Consider the following 25,114-nt stretch of genomic DNA (forward strand, 5'->3'; position numbering starts at 1 on the left):
ACCTACCCTGGTGAGCATGGCCAGATCCCATCTCACTCTAGCCGCGCTGGCCACTTCGGCCGTCGAGGGCCTCGACGTCCGGACCGCGCGCGAATTCACGCACTCGACGCACGGGGACTTCGACTCCGCGCTCCTGACCACGCGCGACGGCGCCCGCCTGGTGGTGCGCGTGCCGACCTCGCCGCTGGCCGAGCAGGAGCAGCTCGGCGACCTCGTCGCCCTGCGCGCGCTCACCGCCGGCATCCGCAGCCGCCTGCCGTTCGATCTGCAGGAGAGCATCGGGCAGACGCCGTTCGACGGCACCCGCGGCGTCGTCTACCAGTACCTCGAGGGCGACCGCGTGCTGATCGACGACGTCGAGGCCTCGAGCGGGCTCGCGGACTCGATCGGGCGCGCGATCGGCGCGATCCACTCGCTGCCCGCGTCGTTCGTGCAGGAGGCGGGACTGCCCGTCGCGTCGGCCCGCGACAGCGTCAACGAGACGGTCGCCGTGATCGAGCGCGCGGCCGACACCGGGCACGTCCCCGCCGCGCTCGTCGCGCGCTGGGAGTCGGCCTCCTCCGACGAGGCGCTCTGGCAGTTCGACCCGACGGTGGTCAACGGCTCGATGACCTCCGACTCCTTCCTCCGCACCGGCGACTCCGTCAGCGCGGTGCTCGGCTGGGCGGCGCTGCGCGTCGGCGACCCGGCGCGCGATCTGCACTGGCTGCTCAGCGCGCCGGGCGCGGGCACGGCCTTCGCCGCGTACTCGCGGATGCGCGCCGGGGCGGTCGACCGCACGATCCGCCAGCGCGCCCAGCTCTACGCCGAGCTCGAGCTCGCGCGCTGGCTGCTGCACGGGACCGAGACCGAGGACTCGGCGATCGTCGACGACGCGGTGGGCATGCTCGACCTCCTGGTCGACAGCGTCCTCGGCGACCTCTCCGCGCCACTCTCCACCGACACCGGGCCGGTGCTCGAGGTCTCCGAGGTCGAGGAGCTGCTGAACCGCACCCCCGGCGCGCGGACCGGCTCCTCCGCTCACGGCCGCGGGCTCGCCCCCGTCGCCGAGGAGAGCGACTCCGAGAGCTCGCGCTCCGAGTAGAAGCGCTCGGGCCGCAGCACGAGGTCGTCGGCGACGAAGTAGAACACCGCGTCGACGCTCTCCAGCGGCACGCCCTTCCAGCGCGAGTAGGCGAGGCGGTACAGCGCGAGCTGGAACTGCTTGAGCTCGAGGTCGGCCGCGTCCTTCGGGGCGCGGCCGGTCTTCCAGTCGACGATCTGGAAGCCGTCGTCGGTGCGGTAGACCGCGTCGAGCTTGCAGACGACGACGTGCCCCGCCAGCTGCAGGTGGATCTCGATCTCGACCGCCTCGGGACGGCGATCGGCCCACTCCGAGCGCTCGAAGGTCTCGATCAGCCCGGCGAGCTGCTCGCCCTCGGCACCGGCCGCCGTCGCGCCGCCGTCGTCGAGCTCGTCCGGGAAGGTGTCGACGGCCTCGGACTCGCCCTGGATGCCGAAGCGGTTCTCGACCCAGGAGTGGAAGGTCGTGCCGAGCCGGGTCTGCCGGTACGGGCGCTCGGGCATCGGCCGCCGCAGCTGCGCGACGACCTCGGCCGGGGTGCTGACGATGTCCTTGAACCGCGACGCGGGGATGCGGGTGGGCAGGCCGACGCGCTCGCCGCCCGCGAGGCGCACGGCGCGCTCGGCGAGCAGCAGGCGGACGTCCGCGCCGCGGGCGCCGAGCAGTGCCGGCTCGGCGACGCGCACGCGCTCGGCCGCCGCGCGCACGCGGTCGCCGCGGGCGCCGAGCGGATCGTGCGGCCAGTGGAAGGTCCGCGGGGCCTGCTCGAGCGGGTTCTCGAGGTTCGACGGCTCGGCCGGGAGCTCCGGGAGCGCGTCGGCCTCGGCGAGGTCGCGCAGGAAGACGCCGGGCCCGCGCGGCTTGGCCTGGCCGGCCCACCAGGATCCGCTGAGCAGCAGGTGGTGCCGCGCCCGGGTCACGGCGACGTAGGCGAGGCGGCGCTCCTCGGACTCGTTGCGCTCGCGCAGGGTGTCGCCGAAGTCGGCGATCGCGTCGACGACCTCCTTCTGCGTGGCGCAGCCGCGCCAGGCGAGGTCCGGCAGCTCGGCCGCGTCGCCGCGGAAGGCGTAGGGCATGGCGCCGAGGCGCACCCAGCCGCGGAAGCCCTCGACGGGGGTGCCGGGCAGCTCGCCGTCGACCATCCGCGGCACGGCGACCAGGTCCCACTCGAGGCCCTTCGAGCCGTGGATCGTGAGCAGCTGGACGGTGCCGGGCTCCGGGTCCTCCGGGCGCGGCGCGAGGCCGTCGCGCTTGTCCGCGAGCACGAGCCAGCGCAGGAACCCGCGGAGCGACGAGCCGGTGCCGGCGCCGCGGTCGTCGGTCTGCAGGTAGCCGGACACCGCCTCGCGGAACGCCTCGAGATTGGCGCGGCCGTCGCTGCGCGACTCGTTGGCCTCCACCTCGATGTCGAGGCCGAGCTCCTGCTCGACCAGGGTGACGAAGTCGAGCAGGTCGAGGCCCGCACGGGCGCGCAGCCGGGCGAAGAGCGTGCCGGCGTCGTGCAGTCGGCGCAGCCCCTCGTCGCTGAAGGAGGACAGCGCGGAGTGGTCGATCCGGCCGTCGTCGCCGGGGCGCCGCGAGGCGATGAAGTCGAGGGCCTCGATGATCGAGCCGCCCTCGCCCTCGGTGACGGAGGCGCGCATCCGCTCGCGCACCTCCTCCGGCAGCAGGCGGTGCGCGTGGTCGCGCGAGGCGAGCCAGGAGGCGAGATCGCGCAGCGCGCGCAGATCGCGGACGCCGAGGCGCCAGCGCGCGCCGGCGAGGAGGCGGACGAGCTCGCTGCCCGCGGCCGGGTCCTCCACCACGGTGAGCGCGGCGACGAGGTCGGCGATCTCCGGCTGGCGGAGCAGGCCGCCGATCCCGAGGATGTGGTACCGGACGCCGTGCCGGGCGAGGGCGGCGGCGAAGCGGTCCATGTGCGCCCGGACCCGGAACAGCGCCGCGGCCGACGGCGGATCCTCCCCGCGCTCGGCGCTCTCGGCGATCCGGCCGGCGAACCAGCGCGCGACGTCGTCGGCCTCGTCCTCGATCGTCTCGGGGAAGGTCAGCTCGACGGCGTGGTCCGAGGCGCCCGGCCCGGCGGCGAGGCGGTCCACCGGCACGGCGCTGCCCGCGGTGAGCGGCGCGACGACGGCGTTCGCCGCGGCGAGCACCCCGTGGCCGTTCCGCCAGCTGGTGGACAGCGAGAAACGGGCCGCGGAGCCGAAGTCGAGCGCGAAGCGGCCGAGGCCCTCGGCGCTCGCTCCGCGCCAGCCGTAGATCGACTGGTGCGGGTCGCCGACCGCCATCACGCCCTGCTCGGCGAAGAGCCGCGCGAGCAGACGGGTCTGCAGCACCGAGGTGTCCTGGTACTCGTCGAGCAGCACGACCCGGTAGCGGGCGCGGTGCTCGTCGACGACGCGGGGCACGCGCTCGATGATCCGCAGTGCGAGCGCCACCTGGTCCGAGAACTCGACGAAGCCGCGCTCCGCCTTCGCCTCCTGGAAGCGCTCGGCGAGCGCGGTCAGCACCGGCAGCGCGCCGACGGCCTGCAGCGCCTTCTCGAGCTCGCGGTAGAGACCGGAGCCGCTGGAGCCGCGGGGCAGCTCGCCGAGGCGCAGGAACTCCTCCGCGAAGCCCGCCACCTCGGCCGGGTCGGCCAGGTTGTCGGCGAGATCGTGGGCGAGCGCGACGGTGAGATCGGTCAGGCGGTCGATGCTCGCCTCGACCTCGAGGATGCGCGGGTCGGCGGTGTCGGCGACGACGCCGCGGGCCAGGTGCCAGGCGGACGCCTCCGAGAGGACGGTCGCATCGCCCTCCCGGCCGATGAGCGCGGCGTTGTCGCGGAAGATCGTGTTCGCGAAGGCGTTGTAGGTGGAGACCGTGGCGGCCTCGAACGGGTCGGGCTCGGTCTGGTCCTCGCGCAGCGGCAGCAGGCCGGCCGCCCCGAGCTGGTCGATCCGGCGGCCGATCCGCTCGCCGAGCTCGGCCGCGGCCTTGCGGGTGAAGGTGAGGCCGAGCACCTCGGACGGCGCCGCGAGCCCGTTGGCGAGCAGCCACAGCACGCGGTTCGCCATCGTCTCGGTCTTGCCGCTGCCGGCGCCGGCGACGACGAGGGCCGGGGCGAGCGGGGCCTCGATGACGGCGCGCTGCTCGAGGGTCGGCGGGCGGAGGTCGAGGGCCTCGGCGATGGTCAGGGCGTCGATCACGGTCGGGGTCCCTCCTCGGGGTGCGCAGCGGAGTCGGCGACGGAGTCGGGGTCCGCGACGGGATCGGGGTCCGCGGCATCGAGGGCGGAGTCGTCCGGAGCCGCGGTCTCCTCCTCCTCCTCCTCCTCCTCCTCCTCCGTCTCGACCTCGTCGAGCGTCAGCAGCCCGTCGCCCGAGACCTCCGGCACGGCGTGGATCCGGTACCGCAGCGCGTCGCCCGGGGAGAAGGGGACCGCGTCGAGCAGCCCGGAGAAGCCCGCGGACGCCATGCCGCGCGCGGCGGCGCGGACCCGCTCGCGCAGCGCCTCGAGCTCCTCCTCGCCGAAGCGGGGCTGCACCACCTCGCGGTAGAGCGACCCGCGGACGCCCTTGGCGACGAACAGCAGCTTCGCTCCGCCGCCCTCGTCCGGGCCGGCCGCCTCGATCGCGCCGCTGGCGACCGCGAGCTGATAGCTCCCGAGCTGCGCGTGCTCGGCGATGTCGGCCTGGCGCGGGGTGCTCCGGCCGGTCTTGAGGTCGACGATCACGACCGAGCCGTCCGGCGCGCGCTCGACCCGGTCGATCGAGCCGCGGATCCGGGCGGGCGGCACGTCGATCTCGAACTGCTGCTCGCGGCCGAGCACCGCGCCGCCGCCGCGCTCGAAGTCCGCGAGGTAGGCGGCGAGGCCCTCGACCAGGCGGCGGGTCACCCGCAGCTGCCGCTCGCCGAGCCACGGCGACTCGAAGACCAGCTCGGGCCAGCGCGACTCGAGCTCGGCCCAGAGCGCCTCGGGCTCGGTGCTCGCCGCGTTCTCGAGCACCCAGTGCACGAGTGTGCCGACGCCCATCGCCGTGCTCGTCGTCGAGCCCGACACGGCGTCGACGAACCAGTCGAGCGGCGAGCGCTCGAACGCCTCGAGCCGGCTGGGCGAGACGGAGACCGGACGCTCGGGGTCGTCGAGGTCGAAGAGCGGCTCGGTGGTCGAGGGGTCGAGGACGCCGTACCAGGAGGAGGGGTCGGCGCCGGGCACCTCGGCCAGCGCCAGCGCGCGCAGCCCGCGGATCGCGGCGGGCGCCTCGGCCGAGTTCGGCGTCGTCGCGGTGCGGCGGAGCCCCGCGACCGCCCCGCGCAGGGTCAGCGGCACCGCCGACGCCGCGTCGAGCCGCGGAGCATCGGGCGGGGTGAGCCGGAAGAAGAGGGACGGCGTCTCGTCCTCGCCCGCCACGGCGCTGAGCACGAGCTGGCGGCGGGCGCGGGAGGCGGCGAGCGCGAACATCCGCAGCTCGTCGTCGAGCGTGGCCTTCCGCGCGTCCAGCGGCAGGTCGCCCTCGCCGCGCGCGTGCCGGATCAGCCCGTCCGGGTCGAGCAGCGAGCCGCGCTGGCGGAGGTTCGGCCAGACGCCGTCCTGCAGGCGCGCGACCACGACCACGTCGAACTCGAGGCCGACGACGGAGGAGGGGGTGCCGATCAGCACCGCGTCCTCCACCGAGCGCGGCGCGAGCGTGTCCTCCGGAACCTCCGCCTCGAGGATCTCGGTGACGAAGCCGATGGCCGAGTGCCCGGGCGCCCGCTCGACGAAGCGCCGCGCCGCGCTGAAGAGCGCGACGACGCCGTCGAGGTTGCGGTTCGCCTCGGCGGCGGTGAGCCCGGTGCCCAGTGCCAGCTCGCGCCAGGAGGAGGCGACGCGGCTCGACTCCCAGGCCGACCAGAGCAGCTCCTCGATCGAGCCCTGCTCGGCGTGCAGCCGCCGGATCCGGTCGATCGTGACGGCGAGGCGCTCGGCCTGCCGGGCCGGCCCGGAGTCGATCGTCGCGAAGCGGCCCGGCGCCTGGAGCGCCTCGACGAGCAGCGGGTCGCTCGCGCGGATGCCCCCGCCCGCGAGCTCCTCGGCGCGGAGGGCGAGGCGCAGGCGGCGGAGCCCTAGCCGGTCGACGCCGCCGAACGGCCCGAGCAGGAGCTCCGCCGCCAGCTCCGCGTCGAGCGGCCGCTCGCCGACCGCGACCCCGATCAGCACGAGCAGCGACCGGGCGGCGTGGTCGTCGCGAAGCGCGCGGCCCGCCAGCACCGAGCGCGTGGGCACCTCGGCGACGGCGAGCGCCTTCAGCAGCGGCTGCACGGCCGCGCCGGAGCGGACGACGACCGCCATCCGCCGCCAGGCCACGCCGTCGCGCAGGCGGCGCTCGCGCAGGAGCCGGGCCACGGTCGCGGCCTCGCGCGCGGCGGTCGGCGCGTGCAGCACGAGCAGGGCGGCGGGAGCACCGTCCACCTCCGCGGGGGCCGTCGCGGCGCGCTGCCGGCCGGCGGCCGCCGTGCCGATCCGCTGCGTCGCCGCGGAGACGAGGGCGCGCAGGGCCGCGCCGTGCCGGTGCACGCGGCCGAGCACCAGCGTCTCGGCGTCGCGCACGCCGATCGCCGGGCCGAAGCGGCCGAGGGTGTCGGAGGCGGCGCCGCGGTAGGCGCTCGTCGCCACGTCCGGGTCGCCGAACGCGATCACGGTGACCCCGCGCTCGGCGAGGGCGCGCAGCAGCACCACCGTCGACTCGCTCGCCTCCTGCATGTCGTCGACGATCACGAGGCGCAGGGCCCGGATCCGCTCCCCGCCGCCGTCGCCGCGGATCGTCTCGGCGGCGAAGGCCGCGAACTCGGCCGCGTCGAGCTTCGTCCCCGCCTGCGGCGCCATCCAGTCGACGACGTCGCGGAACTCCTTCAGCACCGCCGCGGCGGCCGACCACTCGCCGCGATCGGCGTCCACCGCGAGCCGGCGGATCGCGGCGGTGTCGAGTCCGTGCTCGGTGGCCCGCATCCCGAACTCGCGCAGCTCGGTGCGGAAGGTGCGCAGCCGCAGCACCTCCGGGCTGAACTCGTCCGGCCAGCGCGGCCCGGTGCCCTCCTCGAGGTGCCCCTCGAGCAGCTCGGAGAGGATGACGTCCTGCTCGCCGCCGGTGAGGAGGGTCGGCCGGTCGATCCCGAGCTCCTTCGCCGCGGCGGTCACCGCCTCGAACGCGAGCGAGGTGGCGGTGCGGGCGAGCGGGCCCCGCGTCGGGACGCCCAGGCGCAGCGCGAGCACGTCGCGCAGCGCGGTCGCGGCCGTCCGGCTGGCGGCGAGCACGGCGATCGACTCGGGCTCGTAGCCGCGCTCCAGCACGCGCTCGGCGACGAGCTCGACGATCGTGCGCGTCTTGCCCGAGCCGGGTGCGCCGAGCACAGCGGCGCTCCGGCCGTCGGGCAGGGCGAGGACGGCGCGCTGCGACTCGTCGAGCGCCGGCCCGGCCGGCTCGTCGAGGGCAGGGTCGCGGGAGGCCGGGTCGCGGAGAGCCGGATCGTCGCGGACGGGCGCCTCGTCGGAGGCGGGTGCCGGGGTTCGAGGAGCGCTCACGCGACCACGCTAACGAAGACCCCCGACACGGCCGTCCGGCCGCGCGCGGGCCCCGCGCAGACGGTCCGCTCAGCGCGAAACCGGCGCCGTCCGCCGGGCGGGACCCCGTATCCTGACAGCCACGTCCCCTCCCGAAAGGCACTGCTGGTGGAAATCCGTATCGGAATCGTCAACACCCCGCGCGAGCTCAACTTCGAGTCCTCGCTGTCCGTGGCCGAGGTCGAGAAGACGGTGACCACCGCGCTCGAGGCGGGCGCCAAGGTCCTCCGCCTGCGCGACGAGAAGGGCAAGATCTACATCGTCCCCACCGAGACCATCGCCTTCGTCGAGGTCGGCTCCGAGGAGTCGCGCCGCGTCGGCTTCGTCGCCTAGCCCCTCCCGCACGGTCACGTCGTGGAGCTCCTCTTCGTCACGCTCGGCGGGATCCTGCTCGGTCTCGCCGCCCGCTACGGGCTGCCGCACCGGCACCTGCACGGGTCGGTCCTGATCCCGGCGATCGGCGGTGTCGTGGCCGCGGTCGTCTGGGTCGCGCTGACCTGGGCCGGTCTGCCGTGGGACGGCGGGCTGATCTGGATCCTGGCGCTCGGCCTCGCGGCCGTCGCTGCCCTCGCGGCGGACGTCGCGCTGGGCCGCGCGCGGACCCGTCGCGACGACACCGCCCTCGAGGCGATGCTGGCGGGGCGCGTCGCCCCCGATCGCGTCGCTCCCTGAGCGCACCCCTCCATCACGCGAAGGCGCGGGAGTCCCGGACTCCCGCGCCTTCGTCGTTCCCGGCGAGGCCACTGCGAGGTGAGGTCACTTCGGCCTCGGTCTCCCCGGCGCACGGCTGCGCCGAATTCAGGCGGGCAGCGCCTCGACCCGCTCGGTCGCGGCGAGCGCCTCCGCCACTGCCGCGCGGATCGGCTCCACGATCGGGAGCACGCCCGCGAACTCCGCCGCGAGCCGCTCGGCCGCCGCGCTGAGCGGACCGCCGCCGATGATGACCGCCTCGGCCCCGGCGGCGCGCGCCCGCAGCACCGCCGCGTGCAGCTCGCGGAGCAGCCGCTCCGGATCGTCGAGCTCCTCGGCCGGCGACGCGGTCAGGAAGCAGCCCGCGTAGCCGTCGAGGCCGCCCGCCTCCGCGACCAGCGCGCGGATCACCGGCTCCAGCCGGCCCGTGGTCGTCGCGACGGCGAACCGGCGCCCGCCCGCGCTCGCGGCCCGCACCGCCGCCGCGCCGATGCCGACGACCGGCAGTCCGGTCGCCTCCGCCGCCTCCGCCGCACCCGGGTCGCCGAACGCGGCGACCACGATCGCGTCCGGCGCGTGGGTCGATGCGGCCCGCCGTGCCGCCGCGACGACGTGCACCGCCGCGGCGGCCAGGGCCACCGGTGTGGTGATCATCGGAGGACCCTCGGCTGCCGTCTCCCCCGCGACCCGCACGTCCTGCCCGCGCACCGCGTCCCGCGCGACGGACACGAGGAGCCGGGTGGTCGCGAGAGAGGTGTTGGGGTTCACGATCACGAGGGTGCGGCGCACGATCAGTCCTCCGCCATCGGGCGTCCGACCGTCTCGCGCGGGAACTGCACGGCGATCGCGCAGACCGCGAACAGCCCGGCGAGCAGGGCGAACATCCCGCCGACCCCCGAGGCGTCGAGCACGACGCCGGCGAGGAGGGGGAAGAGCCCGCCCGAGAGCGAGCCGAGCGCGAGGATCACCGAGGTGCCGAGCCCGCGGATCCGCGTCGGGTATTGCTCCGGAGCGAAGAGCCAGATGGTGGTGTTGAGCACGATCACCGAGAAGTTGAAGAGGAAGCCGAAGACGAGCACCAGCGCGACCGTGGTGCCGAGGAAGCCGAAGCCGAGCCCGGCGCCGACCCCGAGCACGGCCGCGACCGTGAGGGTGAGCTTGCGCGGCAGCCGACGGGCGGCGAGGGCGGCGACCAGCGCGCCGACGAGCGAGCCCGACTGCATCAGGAGGGTATACCAGAGAGCACTGGTGATGTCGAAGCCGCGGGAGGTGAGGATCAGCGGGATCAGGGTGAGCATCGAGATCTGCGCGGCGTAGGACATGCAGACCGCGACACCCAGGGCGATCGTGGTGCGGCGGTGGCGGCGGCCGAAGAGCTCGGTCCAGCGCGGGGTGGTCGCGGCGGTGACGGGCTGGTCGGCGGCTCCGCCGAGGTAGTCGACCTCGTCGGCGAGCGGACGGTGCAGGCGGCCCTGCGCGAGGCGGTTGATCACGGTGTTCGCCTCGGCGACGCGGCCGCGGGCGGCCAGGTAGCGCGGAGTCTCGGGCAGCGCGCGGCGGTAGACCACGACCGCCAGGGCGGGGATCACCAGGAGGCCGAAGAGCCAGCGCCAGCGGTCCTCGCCGGTGAAGACGGTGAAGACGATCACGCCGAAGAGCGGGGCGAGCATGTTGCCGAGCCCGGCCGCCGCCACGTTGATCAGGCCGACCGCCGTGCCGCGGTGCTTGGCGGAGAAGAACTCGGCGAGCATGATCACGGCCGTCGCGATCTCGCCGCCGAGGCCGAGCCCGACCAGGAAGCGCGCCGCGACCAGGATCTCGTAGCTCGGCGCGACGGCGCAGAGCAGCGAGCCGACCGCGAAGACCATCAGGTTCGCGCCGAGGAGTGTGCGCCGCCCGATCCGGTCCATCACCACCCCGGCGAGGACGCGGCCGAGCGCGACCGCCGTGAAGGTCGCCGTGTTGAGCAGTCCGATCTGCGCCCCGGCGAGGCCCCAGTCGGCGGCGAGGATCGGGCCGGCGACGCCGACCGTGTTCTGCTCGATCGCGTCGAAGAAGACGCCGAAGAGGATCATCGCGACGATGCCCAGGTGCGCGCTCGTGACGCCGATGCGCGAGTAGGCGGCCTCGATGCGGTCGCCCATCGTCGTGGCGGGGGGCGGATTCGTGACGGTGCTCATGGGGCGGGTCCTTCCGGCGAAGAGGATGAGGAGGGCCTCGGTATACCGAAGCACTCCGATCACGGTAGGACCGACCCGGCCCGCGGGTGTTTCGCGCAGATGAAGACGGCGTTACAAGGGGCGACGGAGGCGGCGGTCGCGGCCCGCTACTCTTCGAGGACCGAGGACGGGTAGACCGAAGGGAGCGCCGATGCCGACGAAGAGCCCCGCGCAGACGATGTCGCAGCGGGTCTACGAGGAGCTGCGCGCGCGGATCCTCGACGGCCGGCTGCCGGCGGGCGAGCCGATCCGCGAGCGCGACCTCGCGGCCGAGCTGGCCGTCTCGCGCGTGCCGATCCGCGAGGCCCTCCCCTGGCTCGAGCTCGCGGGTCTCGTCACGGTGCGCCCGCGCAGCACGGCGCTGGTCTCGATCGTCCGACGGCGCGACGTCGAGGAGCTCTACGACATCCGCTCGGCGCTCGAGCCGCTCGTCGCGCGCAAGGCCGCGGAGGCGGTGGCCCGCGGCGCCGATGCGACCGCGCTCACCGCCGTGGTCGCCGAGGCGAGCGCCGCCCTGGCCGCCGACGATCTGGCGCGCTTCCACTCCGAGAGCGGCCGCATCCACGGCGCGATCGAGGCGATCGCGGGCAACCGGCTCCTCATCACGACGATGCGGCCGCTCGACGAGCGCAGCAACCGCCTCAACATCGCGAACATCCAGGCCGAGCCGGGCGTCCGCCACGACGAGCACGTGCGACTGGCGGAGGCGATCGCCGCCGGCGACGCCCCGCTCGCCGTCTCCGTCGCCCACGCCCACGTCGAGTGGGGTCGCGCCCGCACCATCGCCACCCTCGCCCACGTCCCCGGCTTCATCGAGGACTGACCCCCTCCCTCCGCGCTCGAGCCGCCGGCGAAGCACTCCTGAGAATGCCGACCGAGCAGCCCGCCCGACGGGCGTCCGCCATCATGCTGACCGAGCAGCCCACGCACCAGCCCTGCCGAGTCCACGCTGATCGAGCAGCCCACGCACCGACCCTGCCGAGTCCATGCTGACCGAGCAGCCCACGCACCGACCCTGCCGAGTCCACGCTGACCGAGCAGCCCACGAAGCGGGCGTATCGAGATCCACCGTCACCGGAACCCCGGTCTGCAGACCCACCCGCCGACGCACGCGGGTCTCCCCACGCCCCTCGGAAGCCGCTCGACCAGCAGCACGCGCGACGCGACCGAACCTCCGGCACGCGAAACCGAGTCCGGCACGCGAAAACATGTGGATCCAGCGAGCCCGACCCGATTCCACGAGCCCGAGCTACCCGACACCCACCTCCGGCACGCGGAAACACCTCCGGCACGCCAAAACGAGCCGATCCCGCGAGCCGAAGCCGATTCCACGAGCCCGAGTTACCCGACACCTACCTCCGGCACGCAGAAACACCTCCGGCACGCCAAAACGAGCCGATCCCGCGAGCCGAAGCCGAATCCACGAGCCCGAGCTACCCGACGCCCACCTCCGGCACGCAGAAAGACCTCCGGCACGCGGAAACGAGTCGATCCCCCGAGCCGAAGCCGATTCCACGAGCCCGAGCTACCCCGCGCCCACCTCCGGCACGCAGAAAGACCTCCGGCACGCGGAAACGAGCCGAGCTAGCGAGCCGGGGCCGATTCCACGAGCCCGAACCGGCGGAACCCCGGCAGGGCTCCGTCAGGCCGTCAGGCCGAGCGCGTCCATCCGGCGGGTGTGCGAGGCGATCAGCTCGGTGAAGACCGGCTCGATGCGCGACTCGTCCGAGTCGGGGTTGCCCGAGCCCATCAGTGCCGAGCGGGCGACCAGGAGGGTGTCGCCGACCAGCCGGCGCCCCCAGACGGCGAGCCGGGAGCCGAGCCGCTCGTCGGCGGCGATCTCGCGGCGGAGGATCGCCACCAGCCCGTCGACGCCGGTGTCGGCGCCCAGCGTCTGGGCGATCCGCGGACCCACGTCGTTCGGCAGACCGCCGGTGAGCCGGATGAAGAAGTCGTCGAGCAGCCCGGCGGTGATGTACGCCGACAGCAGCGTCTCGTGCAGGTCGGCCCCGCGGGTCAGGTGCTCGAAGGTGTCGATCGCGGGACGGAACGGCGCCATCGCCTCGCTCGGCTCCACGTCGCGACGGCGCAGCTCGGCGACCACCGCGTGGTGCTTCGCCAGCGCGGTGCCGGCGGCGGCCGAGATCGCCTCCTTGTCCGCCAGGTCCTCCGTGCCCGCCACTCCGCGGGCCAGCGCCTCGAAGACGGCGAGCTGGAGGTAGGCCACCTGCCCGAGGTAGGGCAGCAGCTCGGGCGTGAGATCGGCCAGATCGACGCGATCGCGCTTGCTCGTCGACTCGCCGCGCGGGGTCAGTCGGGGAGCTTCGCCGAGGGGACGTCGACGTCGGAACCAGGCTGCCATCCGATCAGTGTAGGGCGCACGCCACCCGCGCTTCCGGGGCCGACGACCCCCGGGGCAGTAGACTCGCCGGGATGTCACCGGCGCTGGATCGGTGACCCTGCGCCCGGGTCGTACAGGGGCGTGGACCGTTCGACACGACAGGCGCTTCACTCCGTGACTTTCTCCGACCTCACCATCGACGACGACATCGTCGCCGCACTCGCCGCCAAGGGCATCCTCGAGCCGTTCCCGATCCAGGAGCAGACCATCCCCCTGGCCCTGCAGAAGCAGGACATCATCGGCCAGGCCAAGACCGGCACCGGCAAGACCTTCGGCTTCGGCCTCCCCCTCATCCAGGCCCTCGGCAAGGACCCGGAGCCCGGCGTCAAGGCGCTGATCGTGGTGCCGACCCGCGAGCTGGCCGTCCAGGTCACCGAGGACATCGAGCTCGCCGCCTCGAACCGCCCGACGAAGATCGTCTCCATCTACGGCGGCAAGGCCTACGAGGGCCAGATCGAGCAGCTGAAGGCCGGCGCGCAGATCGTCGTCGGCACCCCCGGCCGCCTGCTCGACCTCGCCGGTCAGCGCCTGCTCTCGCTCGCGAGCGTGCAGACGATGGTCCTCGACGAGGCCGACAAGATGCTCGACCTCGGCTTCCTCTCCGACATCGAGAAGCTCTTCGCGCAGACCCCGGCCACCCGCCACACGATGCTCTTCTCGGCGACGATGCCGGGCGCGATCGTCGCGCTCGCCCGCCGCTTCATGAACAAGCCGATTCACATCCGCGCGACCGACCCCGACGAGGGCATCACGCAGGCGAACATCAAGCACATCGTCTACCGGGCCCACTCGCTCGACAAGGACGAGGTCATCGCGCGCATCCTGCAGGCGGAGGGACGCGGCAAGACCGTGATCTTCACCCGCACCAAGCGCGCCGCGGCCCGCATCGTCGAGGAGCTCAACGACCGCGGCTTCAACGCCGCCGCCGTGCACGGCGACCTCAACCAGGAGCAGCGCGAGCGCGCGATGGCCGCCTTCAAGGCCGGCAAGAAGGACATCCTGATCGCGACCGACGTCGCGGCCCGCGGCATCGACGTCAACGACGTCACCCACGTGATCAACCACACCATCCCGGACGACGACCAGACCTACCTGCACCGCGTCGGCCGCACCGGCCGCGCCGGCAAGACCGGCATCGCCGTCACCTTCGTCGACTGGGAGGACCTGCACAAGTGGGCCCTCATCAACCGAGCGCTCGAGTTCGGGCAGCCGGACCCGGTGGAGACCTACTCCTCGTCGCCGCACCTCTACGAGGACCTCGCCATTCCCGCCGGCACCAAGGGCCGCCTGAAGCCGACCCCGATGCCCGCCGAGGCCAAGGCCGACGCGCGCCCCGAGCGCTCGACCCGCCAGCGCGAGCCGCGGGAGCCGCGCGAGGGCCGCGAGCCGCGTCGCCGGAACCGCGGCGGAGACTCCACCGAGACCGCTCCCGCGGCCGAGGGCGGAGCGGAGCCGACCGGCCAGGCCCCCTCGAGCGAGAGCAAGGAGCACCACGACGGCAACAGCGAGCCGCGCCGCCGCACCCGCCAGCGCCGCCGCAGCCCCCGCCCGGACGGCCAGGCCTAGCCCGCGCCGGGGCCGGGGCCCCTACCCGGCCCCGGCCCCGGCCCCGCCCGATCTCGATACGCCCGCTCCGCGGGCTACTCGATCAGCATGATCGCGCGCGCACCGTGTGAGCCGTCGACATCTGATCACGGCTGACCGTGCCAGTCGCGCACGCCGGCCACCGCCCGTCACGCTGGTCGCGGAGCCCAGCAGCCCAAACATGCTGGTCGAGTAGCCCCGCAGGGGCGTATCGAGACCCCGCGCCCAAGCAGCGCCTACTCCGCGTCCACTCGCGCGCACCGGAGCACGCGAGTGGACGCGCACCGGGCGCTGCAGCAGCAGCAGCCCCCGTCACGGGTCCGCTCGACCGAGCCCCGCGTCAGCGCGGGCGCGCGGAGGCGCGGATCGCGTCGACCGTCGCGCGGGCCGTCGTGTTCTCGCCGAGGCGGTTGGGCTTGCCGGTGCCGTGGTAATCGCTCGACCCCGTCGTGACGAGGGAGTAGCGCGCCGCGAGCTCGCGCAGCCGGCGCTTGCCCGCGGCGGTGTTCTCGCGGTGCTCGACCTCGAGCCCGAAGAGCCCCGCGTCGACCAGGTCCGGCAGCATCGACTCGATCGCGATGCCGCGCGTGCTGGTGGCCGGATGCGCGATCACCGGCACGCCGCCCGCGGCGCGCACGAGCCGCACGGCCTCGACCGGGTCCGGCGCGTAGTGCGGCTGGAAGTAGCCGCCGCGCCAGTCGAGGATACCCGCGAAGGCCGCCGAGCGGTCGGTGGCGAGGCCCCGCGCGACCAGGGCGTCGGCGATGTGCGGCCGCCCGATCGTGGTGCCGGGGCTCGTCTGCGCGAGCACGTCGTCCCAGGTGAGGTCGTAGTCGGCCGCGATCGCCGCGACGATCGCCTGCGCGCGGTGCGAGCGCTCCGAGCGGATGCGCTCCGTCTCGGCGACGAGACCCGGATCCGCGGGGTCGGGCAGATACGCGAGCACGTGCACGCTCGCCCAGCCGACCCGCGAGGACAGCTCCATGCCGGGCAGCAGGTCGATGCCCGCCTCGTCGGCCGCGGCGATCGCCGCCTCCCACCCGCGGGTGGTGTCGTGATCGGTCAGCGCGACGCCGTCGAGACCGGCCTCGGCCGCCGCGGCGACGAGCACCTCGGGCGGCTCGGTTCCGTCGGAGACGAGCGAGTGGGTGTGGAGGTCGTACCCGCCTCCGGGGACATGCATCCCGCCATCGTAGACGCGAGTCCTGCGGACTCCCCCGGATCGATGCCCTAGCCTGAGCCGGGATGGGGACACGACTGGTGAAGTTCGCGGTGGCGCTCGCGGTGGCGATCGTCCTGCTGGTGGTCGCGGCACCCGGCTTCTTCGGCCTCGCCGGGCAGACGCCGTTCGCGCAGCTCGTCTCCTTCCGCACGGCCACCGCGGTGGCCGCCGTCGCCGGAGCCGTGGTCCTCGTCGTTGTGGCCGTCCTGGTCGAGCCCGTGCGCCGCCTCGCCCTCGTCCTCGCCGCTCTCGGCGTCGCCCTCGCGCTCGTGCTCGGCGGCCTCCAGGTCCTCCGCGGCGACGACTCCGCCCCACCGCGCGCGCACCGCCTCGGCGACCTGCGCGTCCTGAGCTGGAACCTCCTGCACGACGGCGTGCCCGCCGAGACGGTGGCCGAGCTCGCGAACGCCAACGCCGCTGACGCCGTGGCCCTGCTCGAGGTCTCCGAGGAGCGCGCCCAGCAGATCAACGACGCGCTCGCCGCCGCCGGCCGCCCGATGATCCTGCACCTGGTCGCGGGCGCGAACCCGACCGACGGCACCGCCCTCCTGCTCTCGCCCTCGCTCGGCGGCTACTCCGTCGACGCCTCGAGCACGCCGACCGCGACCAGCGCCTCCCTCGTCGCACGCCCCGACACTCCGGAGCGCCCGGTGATCGCGGCCGTGCACACCACCGCTCCCCTGCCCGCCCAGGCGACGGAGTGGCGGAGCGACCTCGCCCGGCTCGCCGACCTCTGCACCGCCGAGGAGGACCTGATCGTCCTGGGCGACCTCAACTCGACGCTCGACCACTGGGCCTCCCTGCCGGGCGACTCCGATCTCGGCGGCTGCGCCGACGCCGGAGCGCTCGCGAACGCCGCCGCCGTCGGCACCTGGCCGACGAGCCTCCCGACGGCCCTCGCCGCTCCGATCGACCACGTGCTCTTCTCCGGCCGCTGGGACGTCTCCGGCTTCGACGTCCTGAACGACCAGGACGACGCCGGCAGCGACCACCGCCCGGTGCTCGCCCAGCTCTCGGTGCGCGGGATGGTCAAGGAGGCGTCCTGACCGCTGCGTCCCGCTCCCCCGGCCGCCGTCCACGGCGGGAGGGGGACAATGGAGGCATGACGAACACGGACGAGCAGACCACCACCGCCGCACCGGAGACCGTCGCCGCCGCACCCGCGCCGCGCGCGACCACGAACCGCTCCACGACCCCCGGCTCCGATCAGTTCCGCGACTTCATCGCCTCGGGCTGGGCCCCGCGCGAGGACGCGCTCCCCGCGCCGCGCGAGCAGGCCGCCTTCGCCGCCCGCCGCCGCGAGCGCCTCTCGGCCCTGCACACCGGCGTCCGGCTGATCGTGCCCGCCGGCCGGCTGAAGCAGCGCGCCAACGACACCGACTACCCGTTCCGCGCGCACTCCGCCTTCACCTGGCTCACCGGCTGGGGCTCGGACTCGGAGCCCGGCGCCGTCCTCGTGCTCGAGCCCGCGGGCGAGGGCCACACCGCGACGCTCTACTTCCGCGAGCGCGCCGGCCGCGACTCGGACGAGTTCTACGCGAACTCCGAGATCGGCGAGTTCTGGATCGGCCCGCGCCCCTCCCTCGCCCAGGTCGCGAGCGACCTCGGACTCGAGACCCGCGGCATCGCGGAGCTCGACGCCGTCCTCGACGCGGCAGACGCGCCGGTCGCCGTGCTCCGCGAGGCCGACCCGCTGGTCACCGCGCGCCTGGACGCCCGCGCGGACGGGACGGCGGACGACGACGCGCTCGACCGCGCCGCCGTCCTCGAGCGCGACCTCTCCGAGCTGCGCCTGGTCAAGGACGAGTACGAGATCGCCGAGCTGCGCGCCGCGGTCGACGCGACCGCCCGCGGCTTCGAGGACGTCCTGGCCGACCTGCCCCGCATCGTCCGGCACGAGCGCGGCGAGCGCCTGATCGAGGGCGTCTTCAACGGCCGCGCCCGCGCCGACGGCAACGCGGTCGGCTACGACACCATCGCCGCCGCCGGAGCGCACGCCTGCATCCTGCACTGGACCCGCAACGACGGGCCGGTCCGCCCCGGCGACCTGGTCCTCCTGGACGCCGGCGTGGAGCAGGAGAGCTACTACACCGCCGACATCACGCGCACCTTCCCCGTCGACGGCCGCTACACCGACGCGCAGCGCCGGGTGCACGAGACGGTGCGCGAGGCGGCCGACGCCGCGTTCGCGATCGTCCGTCCCGGCATCCGCTTCCGCGAGGTGCACGCCGCCGCGATGGCTGTGATCGCCCGTCGCACCGCGGAGTGGGGCCTGCTGCCGGTCAGCGCCGAGGAGGCGCTCGAGGCCGACAACCAGCAGCACCGCCGCTACATGGTGCACGGCACCAGCCACCACCTCGGGCTCGACGTGCACGACTGCGCGAAGGCCCGCCGCGAGATGTACCTGGACGGGATCGTCGAGGCCGGCATGGTCTTCACGATCGAGCCCGGCCTCTACTTCCAGCCCGACGACCTCACCGTCCCCGAGGAGCTGCGCGGCATCGGCGTGCGGATCGAGGACGACGTCCTGGTGACGGCGGACGGCGCCGAGAACCTCTCCGCCGGCATCCCCCGCTCGGCCGACGACATCGAGGCCTGGATGGCGCGGCTGGCCTGATCACCGGGGCCCGCCGTCGCGCGCGGCGGCGGGCTCGGACGGCGGACGCGGCCGGCGCGCGCGGACGGTCGGCTCAGGCGGCGACGGCCCCGAGGACGCCCTGCTGTGCCGCGGCCGCAGCGAGTCCCTCGAGCAGGACGGCGAGCTGACCGGCCGGCGCGGCGGGATCCTCCGGGTGCCACTGCACGCCGATGATCGGCGCCTCGCGGTGCTCCAGCGCCTCGACCACGCCGTCGTCCGCGCGCGCGACGATCCGCAGACCCGGGGCGAGGACGTCGACCGCCTGGTGGTGCGCGCTCTGCACGGCGAGCGCCTCCGCGCCGAACAGGCCGCCGAGGGTGGAGCCCGCCGCGAGCGCGACGTCGTGGCGGTGCATGCGCTCGTGGACGGGCGCGTCGATGTTGAGGTGCGCGGCGTCCGGGCCGAGGTCCGGGACGAGCGTGCCGCCGAGGGCGACGTTGACGATCTGCAGGCCGCGGCAGATGCCGAGCAGCGGCGTGCGGCGGGCGAGCGCACGGCGCACCAGCGCGATCTGCGCGGCGTCGGCCCGCTCCGCGTGCGGGCCCTCGCCGGCGTAGCCGCGTGCGACGCCGTAGCGCTCGGGGGCGATGTCCTCGCCACCGGCCAGCACGATCGCGTCGGCGCCGAGCGTGCGCTCGAGCAGCTGCGCGGTGCCGAGGTCCTCGGCGGCGAAGCGCTCCGCCTCCCAGCCGAGCTCGCGGGCGAGGCCCAGGATGCGGCCGTTGAGCATCTGCACGTAGGAGTGGTACTCGTCGCGTCCGGGGCGCGTCGAGGCGACTTCGACGATGGCGAGCGTTCCTGGCATGCCTCCATCCTGGGCGGGCCGCCGCGGAGGGTCGAGCCGCGATGACACGGGCGGTAACACAGGGCCCGTACGATCACGGAGTGACCTCGCCGACCCCGTCCCTCCTCGAGCGGCTGCACCGCTCCCGGGCCGATGCCTCCGTCCTCGCGGGCACCACCTCCGAGCGGCAGGTGCGTCCGCTCCGCGAGGCGATCGAGGCCGCCGCCGAGCGCGACGAAGCCGCCGCGACCGCGCTGCTGGACGCCGTCGACGCCCAGACCGCGCTGCTCGAGCGCGCCGAGACGCAGCTGAGCGCGCTGGAGCGCTCCGTGCGCGACGACCTCGACCGGGCGGGCACGCTGACGGGTGTGCGGACGACCGCGCAGGTCGCCTCCGCCGCCGACGTCGTCACCGCCTCGGCCGCCGCGACGGCCCTGCTGCTGAGCGTCGACGACGCCCGCTCCTCCGAGATCCGGCACGACCCGTCCGCCGTGCTCGCCCTGCTGCTCGAGGCCGACGCGGCGCTGGACGCCGTGGTGGCGGGCTACCGCGACCCGCGCGCGCAGGCCGAGCGGCAGCTCCTGCTGGTCGAGGGCGCCCGGACCGTGGCCCTGCTCGGCGCCGACGCGGTCGCCCTGCTGGCGGCGGTGCACGGCGACCGGGTGAGCGCCGCGCCGCGGATCCTCGCCGAGGAGACCCGCGCCCGGCTGGACGCCGCCCTGCACCTGGCCGCGGCCGATCCCGCCGGCGCGCTCGAGCGGGCGCGGGCCGCCGACGACCGGGCCCGCTCGGCGCTCGACGAGGCGCTGATCGACCTCGACGGCCCCGCGGCGCCCTCCGCGGACGCACTCGGCGGCGCTCCCGGCGAGCTGCCCGCCGCCTGATCCGCGGGCGGGGCGCGCGGAGGCGGACCCCCGTGGACCGCGTGCCATAGTGAGACCCATGGCCTCCTTCCTCGTGGTTCCGCAGTGGCAGGGGTCCGCCTCGACGCGGGCCATGCGCCTGGTCGACGGAGCCGAGGCGATCCGCGGCGATCTGCCCTCCTCCGCCACCACCGTCGTCGAGATCCCCGCTGAGGCGGGCGATGCGCAGGACACCGGCGTCCGCCGCTACGCCTCTGTCGCCGTGACCGCCGAGCGGGTCCGCGAGGCGCTGGCCGGCCGCACCGGTCCCGTCGTCACCGTCGGCGGCGACTGCGGAGTGGAGTTCGCGGCGATCGGGCACGCGGTGCGCACCTCGCCCGGGCCGGTCGCGCTCGTCTGGCTCGACGCGCACCCGGACGCGAACACCCCCCAGACGTCGCCGAGCGGCGCGTTCTGCGGCATGGTCCTCTCGGCGGTCCTCGGCCGCGGCGTGGGGCTGCTCAGCGCGTCCGCCGCCGACCGCATCGCGGACGAGCGGGTCGTCCTCGCGGGCGTCCGCGCCTCCGACCCGGGCGAGCTCGAGGGCCTGCTCGAGCGCGGCGCGACCCACCTCGGCGTCGACGCCCTCGACCCGGAGTCGCTCGTCGCCGCCGTCGAGGCCACCGGGGCGGGCTCGGTCTACGTCCACATCGACCTCGACGTCCTCGACCCGGCCGAGGTGGCCGGGCTGTTCGACCCGGTCCCCTTCGGCGTCCCCTCCTCGCGGCTGGTCGAGTGCCTCTCGGCGCTGCGGGCGCGGTTCCCGCTCGCGGGCGCGGGGATCACCTCCTTCGCCCCGTCCTCGCCGACGGCGGCCGTCGACGACCTGCCGACGATCCTCCGCCTGGTCGGCGCGACGACCCGCGGCGTCTGAGCGCGGACTCCGAATCGGCGCCCCGGCGCGACCCGGTGTCGGCGGCACCGGGCAAGATGGTCGGACGCGACCCGAGCGGAGGACCGATGAGCGACGACCGGCGACGTGTGCGCACCGAGAGGCGCGGGCACGTGCTCGAGATCGTCCTCGACCGGCCCGAGAAGCGCAATGCGGCCGACTTCCGGCTGCTGAGCGAGCTCGCCGCGGCCTACGGCGAGCTGGACCGCGATCCGGAGCTGCGCGCGGGCGTGGTCCTCGCCGAGGGCGCCCACTTCACCGCCGGGCTCGACCTGGCCGACATCGGCCCCCGGCTCGGCGGCGACGGGCTCGACTTCGTGCCCGAGGGCGGCCTGGACCCGTGGGCGATCCGCACCCGCGCGGTCACCAAGCCCGTCGTCATCGGCCTGCAGGGCACCTGCCTCACGCTGGGCATCGAGCTCGCGCTCGCGAGCGACGTCGTCCTCGCCGAGGAGTCGACCCGCTTCGGCCAGATCGAGGTCGCCCGCGGCATCCTGCCGTTCGGCGGCGCCACGCTGCGCTTCCCGCGCGCGGCCGGCTGGGGCGACGCGATGCGCTGGATCCTCACCGGCGACGAGTTCGACTCCCGCGAGGCGCACCGGATCGGCCTGGTCCAGGAGGTCGTGCCGGACGGCACCGTCGCGGAGGCTGCCCGGGCGCTGGCCGGGCGCATCGCCGCGCAGGCTCCGCTCGCCGTCCAGGCGGCGCTCGCGAGCGCCCGGCTCGCGGTCGCGGGGTCCGACGCCGAGGCCGCCGCCGCGCTCCCCGCCGAGCTGGCGCGCCTCGCCGCGTCCGACGACGCGCGGATCGGCATGGAGGCCTTCCTCACCCGCACCCGGGCGGAGTTCACCGGCCGATGAGCGAGCAGGCACCCGTGACGACGACCGTCCCCACCCCGTCCGCGGCGGAGCACTCCTCCGTGCTCGAGGCCCAGCGCGAGCGCGCGGCCCAGCAGCTCGAGGTGCGCCTGCGCTACGGCGACCAGGTCTGGGAGCTGCGCGAGGTCGACCACTTCGCCGTCTTCTCCCGCCGCTCGAGGGCCCGCCGGGCCGGCCGCGCGCTGGTCGCCTCGGGCTTCGAGATCGCGATCTCGCGCCTGCGCCTGCGCCTCGTCCTGGTGGCGAGCCACCACGCCGCGGTGGACGAGGAGGCGACGACGGCCTTCCTCCGCCAGGTGATCGAGGTCGTCGAGCGCGAGGGCGGCCGCTACGACGGCTGGCGGGCCGAGATCGTGCCCGCGCACTGAGCACGTCCATCGAGCCCTTCCCCTGGGCACATGCACCGAGCACATCCACTGAGCACATCCTCCGGGCCGCAGAGCGCCGGAGTCCCGAGCAGAACGGGCGAGCAGCCCCCGAACGATCCGGAGAGACCATGACCACGCCGAGCACCGACACCGCCGACACCGACACCGCCGCCGCGGAGAACAGCGCCGACGTCTTCGACCTGATCGTCGTCGGCGCGGGCCCCGTGGGCGAGAACATCGCCGACCGCGCCGTGCAGGGCGGCCTGACCGCCGCCATCGTCGAGAGCGAGCTGGTCGGCGGCGAGTGCTCGTACTGGGCCTGCATGCCGTCGAAGGCGCTGCTGCGGGCGCCGATGGCGCTGCGCGCCGCCCGCGACCTCCCGGGGGCCGCCCAGGCCGTCACCGGCGGGGTGGACGTCGCCGCGCTCCTCGCGCACCGCGATTCCGTCACCAGCGGCTTCGACGACCACGGCCAGGTGCAGTGGCTCGAGGGCGCCGGCATCGAGCTCGTCCGCGGGCACGGCCGCCTCAGCGGCGAGCGCGAGGTGAGCGTGACCGCACCCGACGGCTCCGTCCGGGTCCTCCGAGCCCGGAGCGCCGTCGCCGTCGCGCCCGGCACCAGCGCCGTCGTTCCCGACATTCCGGGGCTCCGCGCCGCGTCGCCGTGGACCAGCCGCGAGGCGACCAGCGCCGAGATCGTCCCGGGCCGCCTCGTCGTCATCGGCGGCGGCGTCGTCGCCTGCGAGATGGCCACGGCCTACGCCGGCATGGGCTCCACGGTGACCCTGCTCGCCCGCAGCGGACTGCTCTCCCCGTTCGAGCCGTTCGCCGGCGAGCTCGTCGGCGACGCCCTGCGCGAGCTCGGCGTCGACGTCCGCCTCGGCGGCTCCCCCGCGTCCGTCGAGCGCCGCGCTGACGGCACCGTCGCCGTGACCCTCGAGGGCGGCGACGTCGTCGAGGCCGACGAGATCCTCGCCGCCACGGGCCGCGCCCCGCGCACCGAGGACCTCGGCCTCGAGGTCGTCGGCCTCCAGCCGGGCGAGTCGCTGCACGTCGACGACACGATGCTCGTGCTCGGCGAGGACGGCTCCCCGGTCGGCTCCGGCGCGCCCTGGCTCTACGGGGTCGGTGACGTCAACCACCGCGCGCTCCTCACCCACCAGGGCAAGTACCAGGCCCGCGCCGCCGGCGACGTGATCGTCGCGCGCAGCACCGGTGCCGAGGTGAAGGACTCTCCGTGGGGTGCCCACGTCGCCACGGCCGACCACGAGGCCGTGCCGCAGGTCGTCTTCACCGACCCGGAGGTCGCCTCCGTCGGCCTCACCGCCGCCGCGGCCGAGAAGGCGGGCTACCGCACCCGCGTCGTCGACTACGAGATCGGCTCGATCGCCGGAGCCTCGCTCGCCGCGGTGGGCTACACCGGCACGGCGCGGATGGTCGTGGACGAGGAGCGGAAGGTCGTGCTCGGCGTCACCTTCGTCGGCAAGGAGGTCGGCGAGCTCGTGCACTCCGCGACGATCGCCGTCGTCGGCGAGGTGCCGCTGTCGCGCCTCTGGCACGCCGTGCCGTCCTACCCCACCATCAGCGAGATCTGGCTGCGCCTGCTCGAGACCTACGGACGCGACAGCGCGTGAGCGCCCTGCGGCGCGCGGTCGCGGTCGTCGCCCTCGACCCGGCGATCACCCGGCCCGGCTACCTCTTCGCCTGCGCGGTCGGGCTGGTCTGGGGCGCCCTCTGGAGCACCGGCCCGATCGAGCGGCGCAACGGGCTCGTCGTCTTCACCGGACTCCCCTCCTGGGCGTTCGGGCGCGGCGGCTCCTGCGTCGGCACGAGCTACCTGACGGACAGCAACGTCTCGGACCGCGTGCTCGAGCACGAGGCCGTGCACAAGGAGCAGTGGCGGACGTTCGGCATGTGGTTCCCGCTGATGTACCTCGTCTCCGGTCGCGACCCGCTGCGGAACCGCTTCGAGATCGAGGCCGGCCTGGAGAAGGGCGGCTACGTCCGTGGTCGCTGATCAGACCGGACGCGTCGTCGTCCTCACCGGGGCGAGCTCCGGGATCGGCCGGGTCGCGGCCGGCGCACTGGCCTCGGCGGGCGCCCGCGTCGCCGTCGTCGGGCGGAACGCCGAGCGCACCCGCGCCGTCGCGGCCGAGATCGGCGGCGATCCGTTCGTCGCGGACTTCGACCGCCTCGACGACGTCCGCGACCTGGCCGCGGCGCTGCTCGCCCGCTACGACGGCATCGACGTGCTCGCCAACAACGCCGGCGGGCTCGTCTCGCGCCGCGGCGAGACGGTGGACGGGCACGAGCGGACGATCCAGAGCAATCACCTGGCGCCGTTCCTGCTGACCCGGCTGCTGCTGCCCCGCCTGATCGAGACGGGCGCCGCGCGGCCGGGAGCGCGGGTCGTCGGCACCGCGAGTGCCGCGAACCGCATCGGCCGGCTGTCCCTCGACGACCTCGATCGGCGACGCGGTCCGTGGCTCGGCGGCTGGCGGGCCTACGGCACCTCGAAGCTCGCCACGATCCTGTTCGTCCGCGAGCTGGCGGAGCGCCTGCTGCCGACCGCCGTCGACGCCTACTCGTTCCACCCGGGCATCGTCGCGACCGGCTTCGGCGCGGACTCGCGGCTGATGACGGTGCTGTCGGCGCTGTCGCCCGGCTCCCCCGGCATCTCCGCCGAGGCGGGCGCCGTCCCCCTGATCACCCTGGCCTCCGAGCCGGACGTCGGCGCGGCGAGCGGGACCTACTTCGACGGCCTGCGCCCGGGCGGCGCCGTGGCCGCGCAGGCCCGCGACCGGCAGCTGGGGCGCGACCTCTGGTCGCTCTCCAGCCGCCTGGTGGGCGTGCCGACCGCGCTCTGACCGGACCCCTCGTGGACCCTCGA

General features: G+C 75.0%; 21 protein-coding genes. 14 read left to right on the forward strand and 7 right to left on the reverse strand.

The window, feature by feature from the left end; genetic code table 11:
• The first annotated feature begins 16 nt into the window (after window positions 1-16).
• Window positions 17-1,084 (forward strand): phosphotransferase, encoded by a 1,068-nt coding sequence (locus HQQ82_RS16325; protein WP_173235098.1) that lies wholly within the window; start codon window positions 17-19, stop codon window positions 1,082-1,084.
• Here HQQ82_RS16325 and HQQ82_RS16330 read toward each other — a convergent pair.
• Entirely contained in the window at window positions 1,021-4,251 is a 3,231-nt protein-coding gene (locus HQQ82_RS16330) for an ATP-dependent DNA helicase (protein ID WP_173235100.1), read from the reverse strand. The two genes, HQQ82_RS16325 and HQQ82_RS16330, sit on opposite strands and share 64 nt — an antisense overlap.
• Window positions 4,248-7,607, reverse strand: coding sequence for an ATP-dependent DNA helicase (locus tag HQQ82_RS16335; RefSeq protein ID WP_173235102.1), 3,360 nt, complete (start codon window positions 7,605-7,607; stop codon window positions 4,248-4,250). The genes HQQ82_RS16330 and HQQ82_RS16335 overlap by 4 nt, the downstream gene beginning before the upstream one ends.
• A 147-nt stretch (window positions 7,608-7,754) precedes the next feature.
• On the opposite strand from HQQ82_RS16335, the gene HQQ82_RS16340 reads away from it, so the two are divergent.
• Window positions 7,755-7,979 (forward strand): DUF3107 domain-containing protein, encoded by a 225-nt coding sequence (locus tag HQQ82_RS16340; RefSeq protein ID WP_123447586.1) that lies wholly within the window; start codon window positions 7,755-7,757, stop codon window positions 7,977-7,979.
• Between the two features lie 21 nt (window positions 7,980-8,000).
• Entirely contained in the window at window positions 8,001-8,318 is a 318-nt protein-coding gene (locus tag HQQ82_RS16345; RefSeq protein ID WP_173235104.1) for a hypothetical protein, read from the forward strand.
• Between the two features lie 126 nt (window positions 8,319-8,444).
• On the opposite strand, the gene HQQ82_RS16350 is transcribed toward HQQ82_RS16345, so the two are convergent.
• Both HQQ82_RS16350 and HQQ82_RS16355 read right to left on the reverse strand, forming a co-directional pair.
• A complete protein-coding gene (locus tag HQQ82_RS16350) occupies window positions 8,445-9,125 on the reverse strand; it encodes an aspartate/glutamate racemase family protein (protein ID WP_216848680.1) in 681 nt (226 codons plus the stop codon).
• Between the two features lie 2 nt (window positions 9,126-9,127).
• On the reverse strand, window positions 9,128-10,516 hold the full coding sequence (locus tag HQQ82_RS16355) for an MFS transporter (protein ID WP_254071569.1): 1,389 nt from the start codon (window positions 10,514-10,516) through the stop codon (window positions 9,128-9,130).
• Between the two features lie 190 nt (window positions 10,517-10,706).
• On the opposite strand from HQQ82_RS16355, the gene HQQ82_RS16360 reads away from it, so the two are divergent.
• The gene (locus tag HQQ82_RS16360) at window positions 10,707-11,378 is read left to right on the forward strand and encodes a GntR family transcriptional regulator (RefSeq protein WP_173235106.1); all 672 of its coding nucleotides are present in this window, start codon (window positions 10,707-10,709) and stop codon (window positions 11,376-11,378) included.
• A gap of 819 nt (window positions 11,379-12,197) precedes the next feature.
• Here HQQ82_RS16360 and HQQ82_RS16365 read toward each other — a convergent pair.
• Window positions 12,198-12,917: a ferritin-like fold-containing protein gene (locus HQQ82_RS16365; RefSeq protein ID WP_173235108.1), complete on the reverse strand. Its 720-nt coding sequence runs from the start codon at window positions 12,915-12,917 to the stop codon at window positions 12,198-12,200.
• Window positions 12,918-13,070: 153 nt separating this feature from the next.
• On the opposite strand from HQQ82_RS16365, the gene HQQ82_RS16370 reads away from it, so the two are divergent.
• A complete protein-coding gene (locus HQQ82_RS16370; protein ID WP_173235110.1) occupies window positions 13,071-14,522 on the forward strand; it encodes a DEAD/DEAH box helicase in 1,452 nt (483 codons plus the stop codon).
• Window positions 14,523-14,880: 358 nt separating this feature from the next.
• On the opposite strand, the gene HQQ82_RS16375 is transcribed toward HQQ82_RS16370, so the two are convergent.
• A complete protein-coding gene (locus HQQ82_RS16375) occupies window positions 14,881-15,723 on the reverse strand; it encodes a PHP domain-containing protein (RefSeq protein WP_173235112.1) in 843 nt (280 codons plus the stop codon).
• A gap of 62 nt (window positions 15,724-15,785) precedes the next feature.
• Here HQQ82_RS16375 and HQQ82_RS16380 point away from each other — a divergent pair, with 62 nt between their 5' ends.
• Together HQQ82_RS16380 and HQQ82_RS16385 are read left to right on the forward strand one after the other, a co-directional pair.
• Window positions 15,786-16,808: an endonuclease/exonuclease/phosphatase family protein gene (locus HQQ82_RS16380; protein WP_173235114.1), complete on the forward strand. Its 1,023-nt coding sequence runs from the start codon at window positions 15,786-15,788 to the stop codon at window positions 16,806-16,808.
• 56 nt (window positions 16,809-16,864) lie between these two features.
• Entirely contained in the window at window positions 16,865-18,379 is a 1,515-nt protein-coding gene (locus tag HQQ82_RS16385; RefSeq protein ID WP_173235116.1) for an aminopeptidase P family protein, read from the forward strand.
• A gap of 73 nt (window positions 18,380-18,452) precedes the next feature.
• Here the strand turns inward: HQQ82_RS16385 and HQQ82_RS16390 are convergent, their stop codons facing one another.
• Complete coding sequence (locus tag HQQ82_RS16390; RefSeq protein WP_173235118.1) at window positions 18,453-19,205, reverse strand: gamma-glutamyl-gamma-aminobutyrate hydrolase family protein; 753 nt, start codon at window positions 19,203-19,205, stop codon at window positions 18,453-18,455.
• An 80-nt stretch (window positions 19,206-19,285) separates the two neighbouring features.
• Between HQQ82_RS16390 and HQQ82_RS16395 the strand changes: the two genes are divergently transcribed.
• From HQQ82_RS16395 to HQQ82_RS16425, 7 genes are all read left to right on the forward strand, one after another.
• Window positions 19,286-20,068 (forward strand): hypothetical protein, encoded by a 783-nt coding sequence (locus HQQ82_RS16395; RefSeq protein WP_173235120.1) that lies wholly within the window; start codon window positions 19,286-19,288, stop codon window positions 20,066-20,068.
• A 58-nt stretch (window positions 20,069-20,126) separates the two neighbouring features.
• A complete protein-coding gene (locus HQQ82_RS16400; protein WP_173235122.1) occupies window positions 20,127-20,960 on the forward strand; it encodes an arginase family protein in 834 nt (277 codons plus the stop codon).
• A gap of 86 nt (window positions 20,961-21,046) precedes the next feature.
• Complete coding sequence (locus tag HQQ82_RS16405; protein ID WP_173235124.1) at window positions 21,047-21,838, forward strand: crotonase/enoyl-CoA hydratase family protein; 792 nt, start codon at window positions 21,047-21,049, stop codon at window positions 21,836-21,838.
• 14 nt (window positions 21,839-21,852) lie between these two features.
• Window positions 21,853-22,224 (forward strand): ribonuclease E inhibitor RraB, encoded by a 372-nt coding sequence (locus HQQ82_RS16410; RefSeq protein ID WP_173235133.1) that lies wholly within the window; start codon window positions 21,853-21,855, stop codon window positions 22,222-22,224.
• Between the two features lie 128 nt (window positions 22,225-22,352).
• A complete protein-coding gene (locus HQQ82_RS16415) occupies window positions 22,353-23,858 on the forward strand; it encodes an NAD(P)/FAD-dependent oxidoreductase (protein WP_173235134.1) in 1,506 nt (501 codons plus the stop codon).
• Window positions 23,855-24,241, forward strand: coding sequence for a Fe-S oxidoreductase (locus tag HQQ82_RS16420; RefSeq protein WP_367947982.1), 387 nt, complete (start codon window positions 23,855-23,857; stop codon window positions 24,239-24,241). Before HQQ82_RS16415 ends, HQQ82_RS16420 begins: the two co-directional genes overlap by 4 nt.
• On the forward strand, window positions 24,231-25,091 hold the full coding sequence (locus tag HQQ82_RS16425) for an SDR family NAD(P)-dependent oxidoreductase (protein ID WP_173235135.1): 861 nt from the start codon (window positions 24,231-24,233) through the stop codon (window positions 25,089-25,091). Before HQQ82_RS16420 ends, HQQ82_RS16425 begins: the two co-directional genes overlap by 11 nt.
• Window positions 25,092-25,114 lie beyond the last annotated feature (23 nt).

It is taken from the genome of Rathayibacter sp. VKM Ac-2856, from assembly GCF_013205055.1.
Taxonomy (GTDB): Bacteria; Actinomycetota; Actinomycetes; order Actinomycetales; family Microbacteriaceae; genus Rathayibacter.

Bases quoted from the DNA above. Each gene is read 5' to 3' on its own strand.
- HQQ82_RS16325 (WP_173235098.1), top strand. From the start codon at position 17: ATGGCCAGATCCCATCTCACTCTAGCCGCGCTGGCCACTTCGGCCGTC.
- HQQ82_RS16355 (WP_254071569.1), bottom strand. From the start codon at position 10,516: ATGAGCACCGTCACGAATCCGCCCCCCGCCACGACGATGGGCGACCGC.
- HQQ82_RS16360 (WP_173235106.1), top strand. From the start codon at position 10,707: ATGCCGACGAAGAGCCCCGCGCAGACGATGTCGCAGCGGGTCTACGAG.
- HQQ82_RS16365 (WP_173235108.1), bottom strand. From the start codon at position 12,917: ATGGCAGCCTGGTTCCGACGTCGACGTCCCCTCGGCGAAGCTCCCCGA.
- HQQ82_RS16375 (WP_173235112.1), bottom strand. From the start codon at position 15,723: ATGCATGTCCCCGGAGGCGGGTACGACCTCCACACCCACTCGCTCGTC.
- HQQ82_RS16380 (WP_173235114.1), top strand. From the start codon at position 15,786: ATGGGGACACGACTGGTGAAGTTCGCGGTGGCGCTCGCGGTGGCGATC.
- HQQ82_RS16385 (WP_173235116.1), top strand. From the start codon at position 16,865: ATGACGAACACGGACGAGCAGACCACCACCGCCGCACCGGAGACCGTC.
- HQQ82_RS16390 (WP_173235118.1), bottom strand. From the start codon at position 19,205: ATGCCAGGAACGCTCGCCATCGTCGAAGTCGCCTCGACGCGCCCCGGA.
- HQQ82_RS16400 (WP_173235122.1), top strand. From the start codon at position 20,127: ATGGCCTCCTTCCTCGTGGTTCCGCAGTGGCAGGGGTCCGCCTCGACG.
- HQQ82_RS16405 (WP_173235124.1), top strand. From the start codon at position 21,047: ATGAGCGACGACCGGCGACGTGTGCGCACCGAGAGGCGCGGGCACGTG.
- HQQ82_RS16415 (WP_173235134.1), top strand. From the start codon at position 22,353: ATGACCACGCCGAGCACCGACACCGCCGACACCGACACCGCCGCCGCG.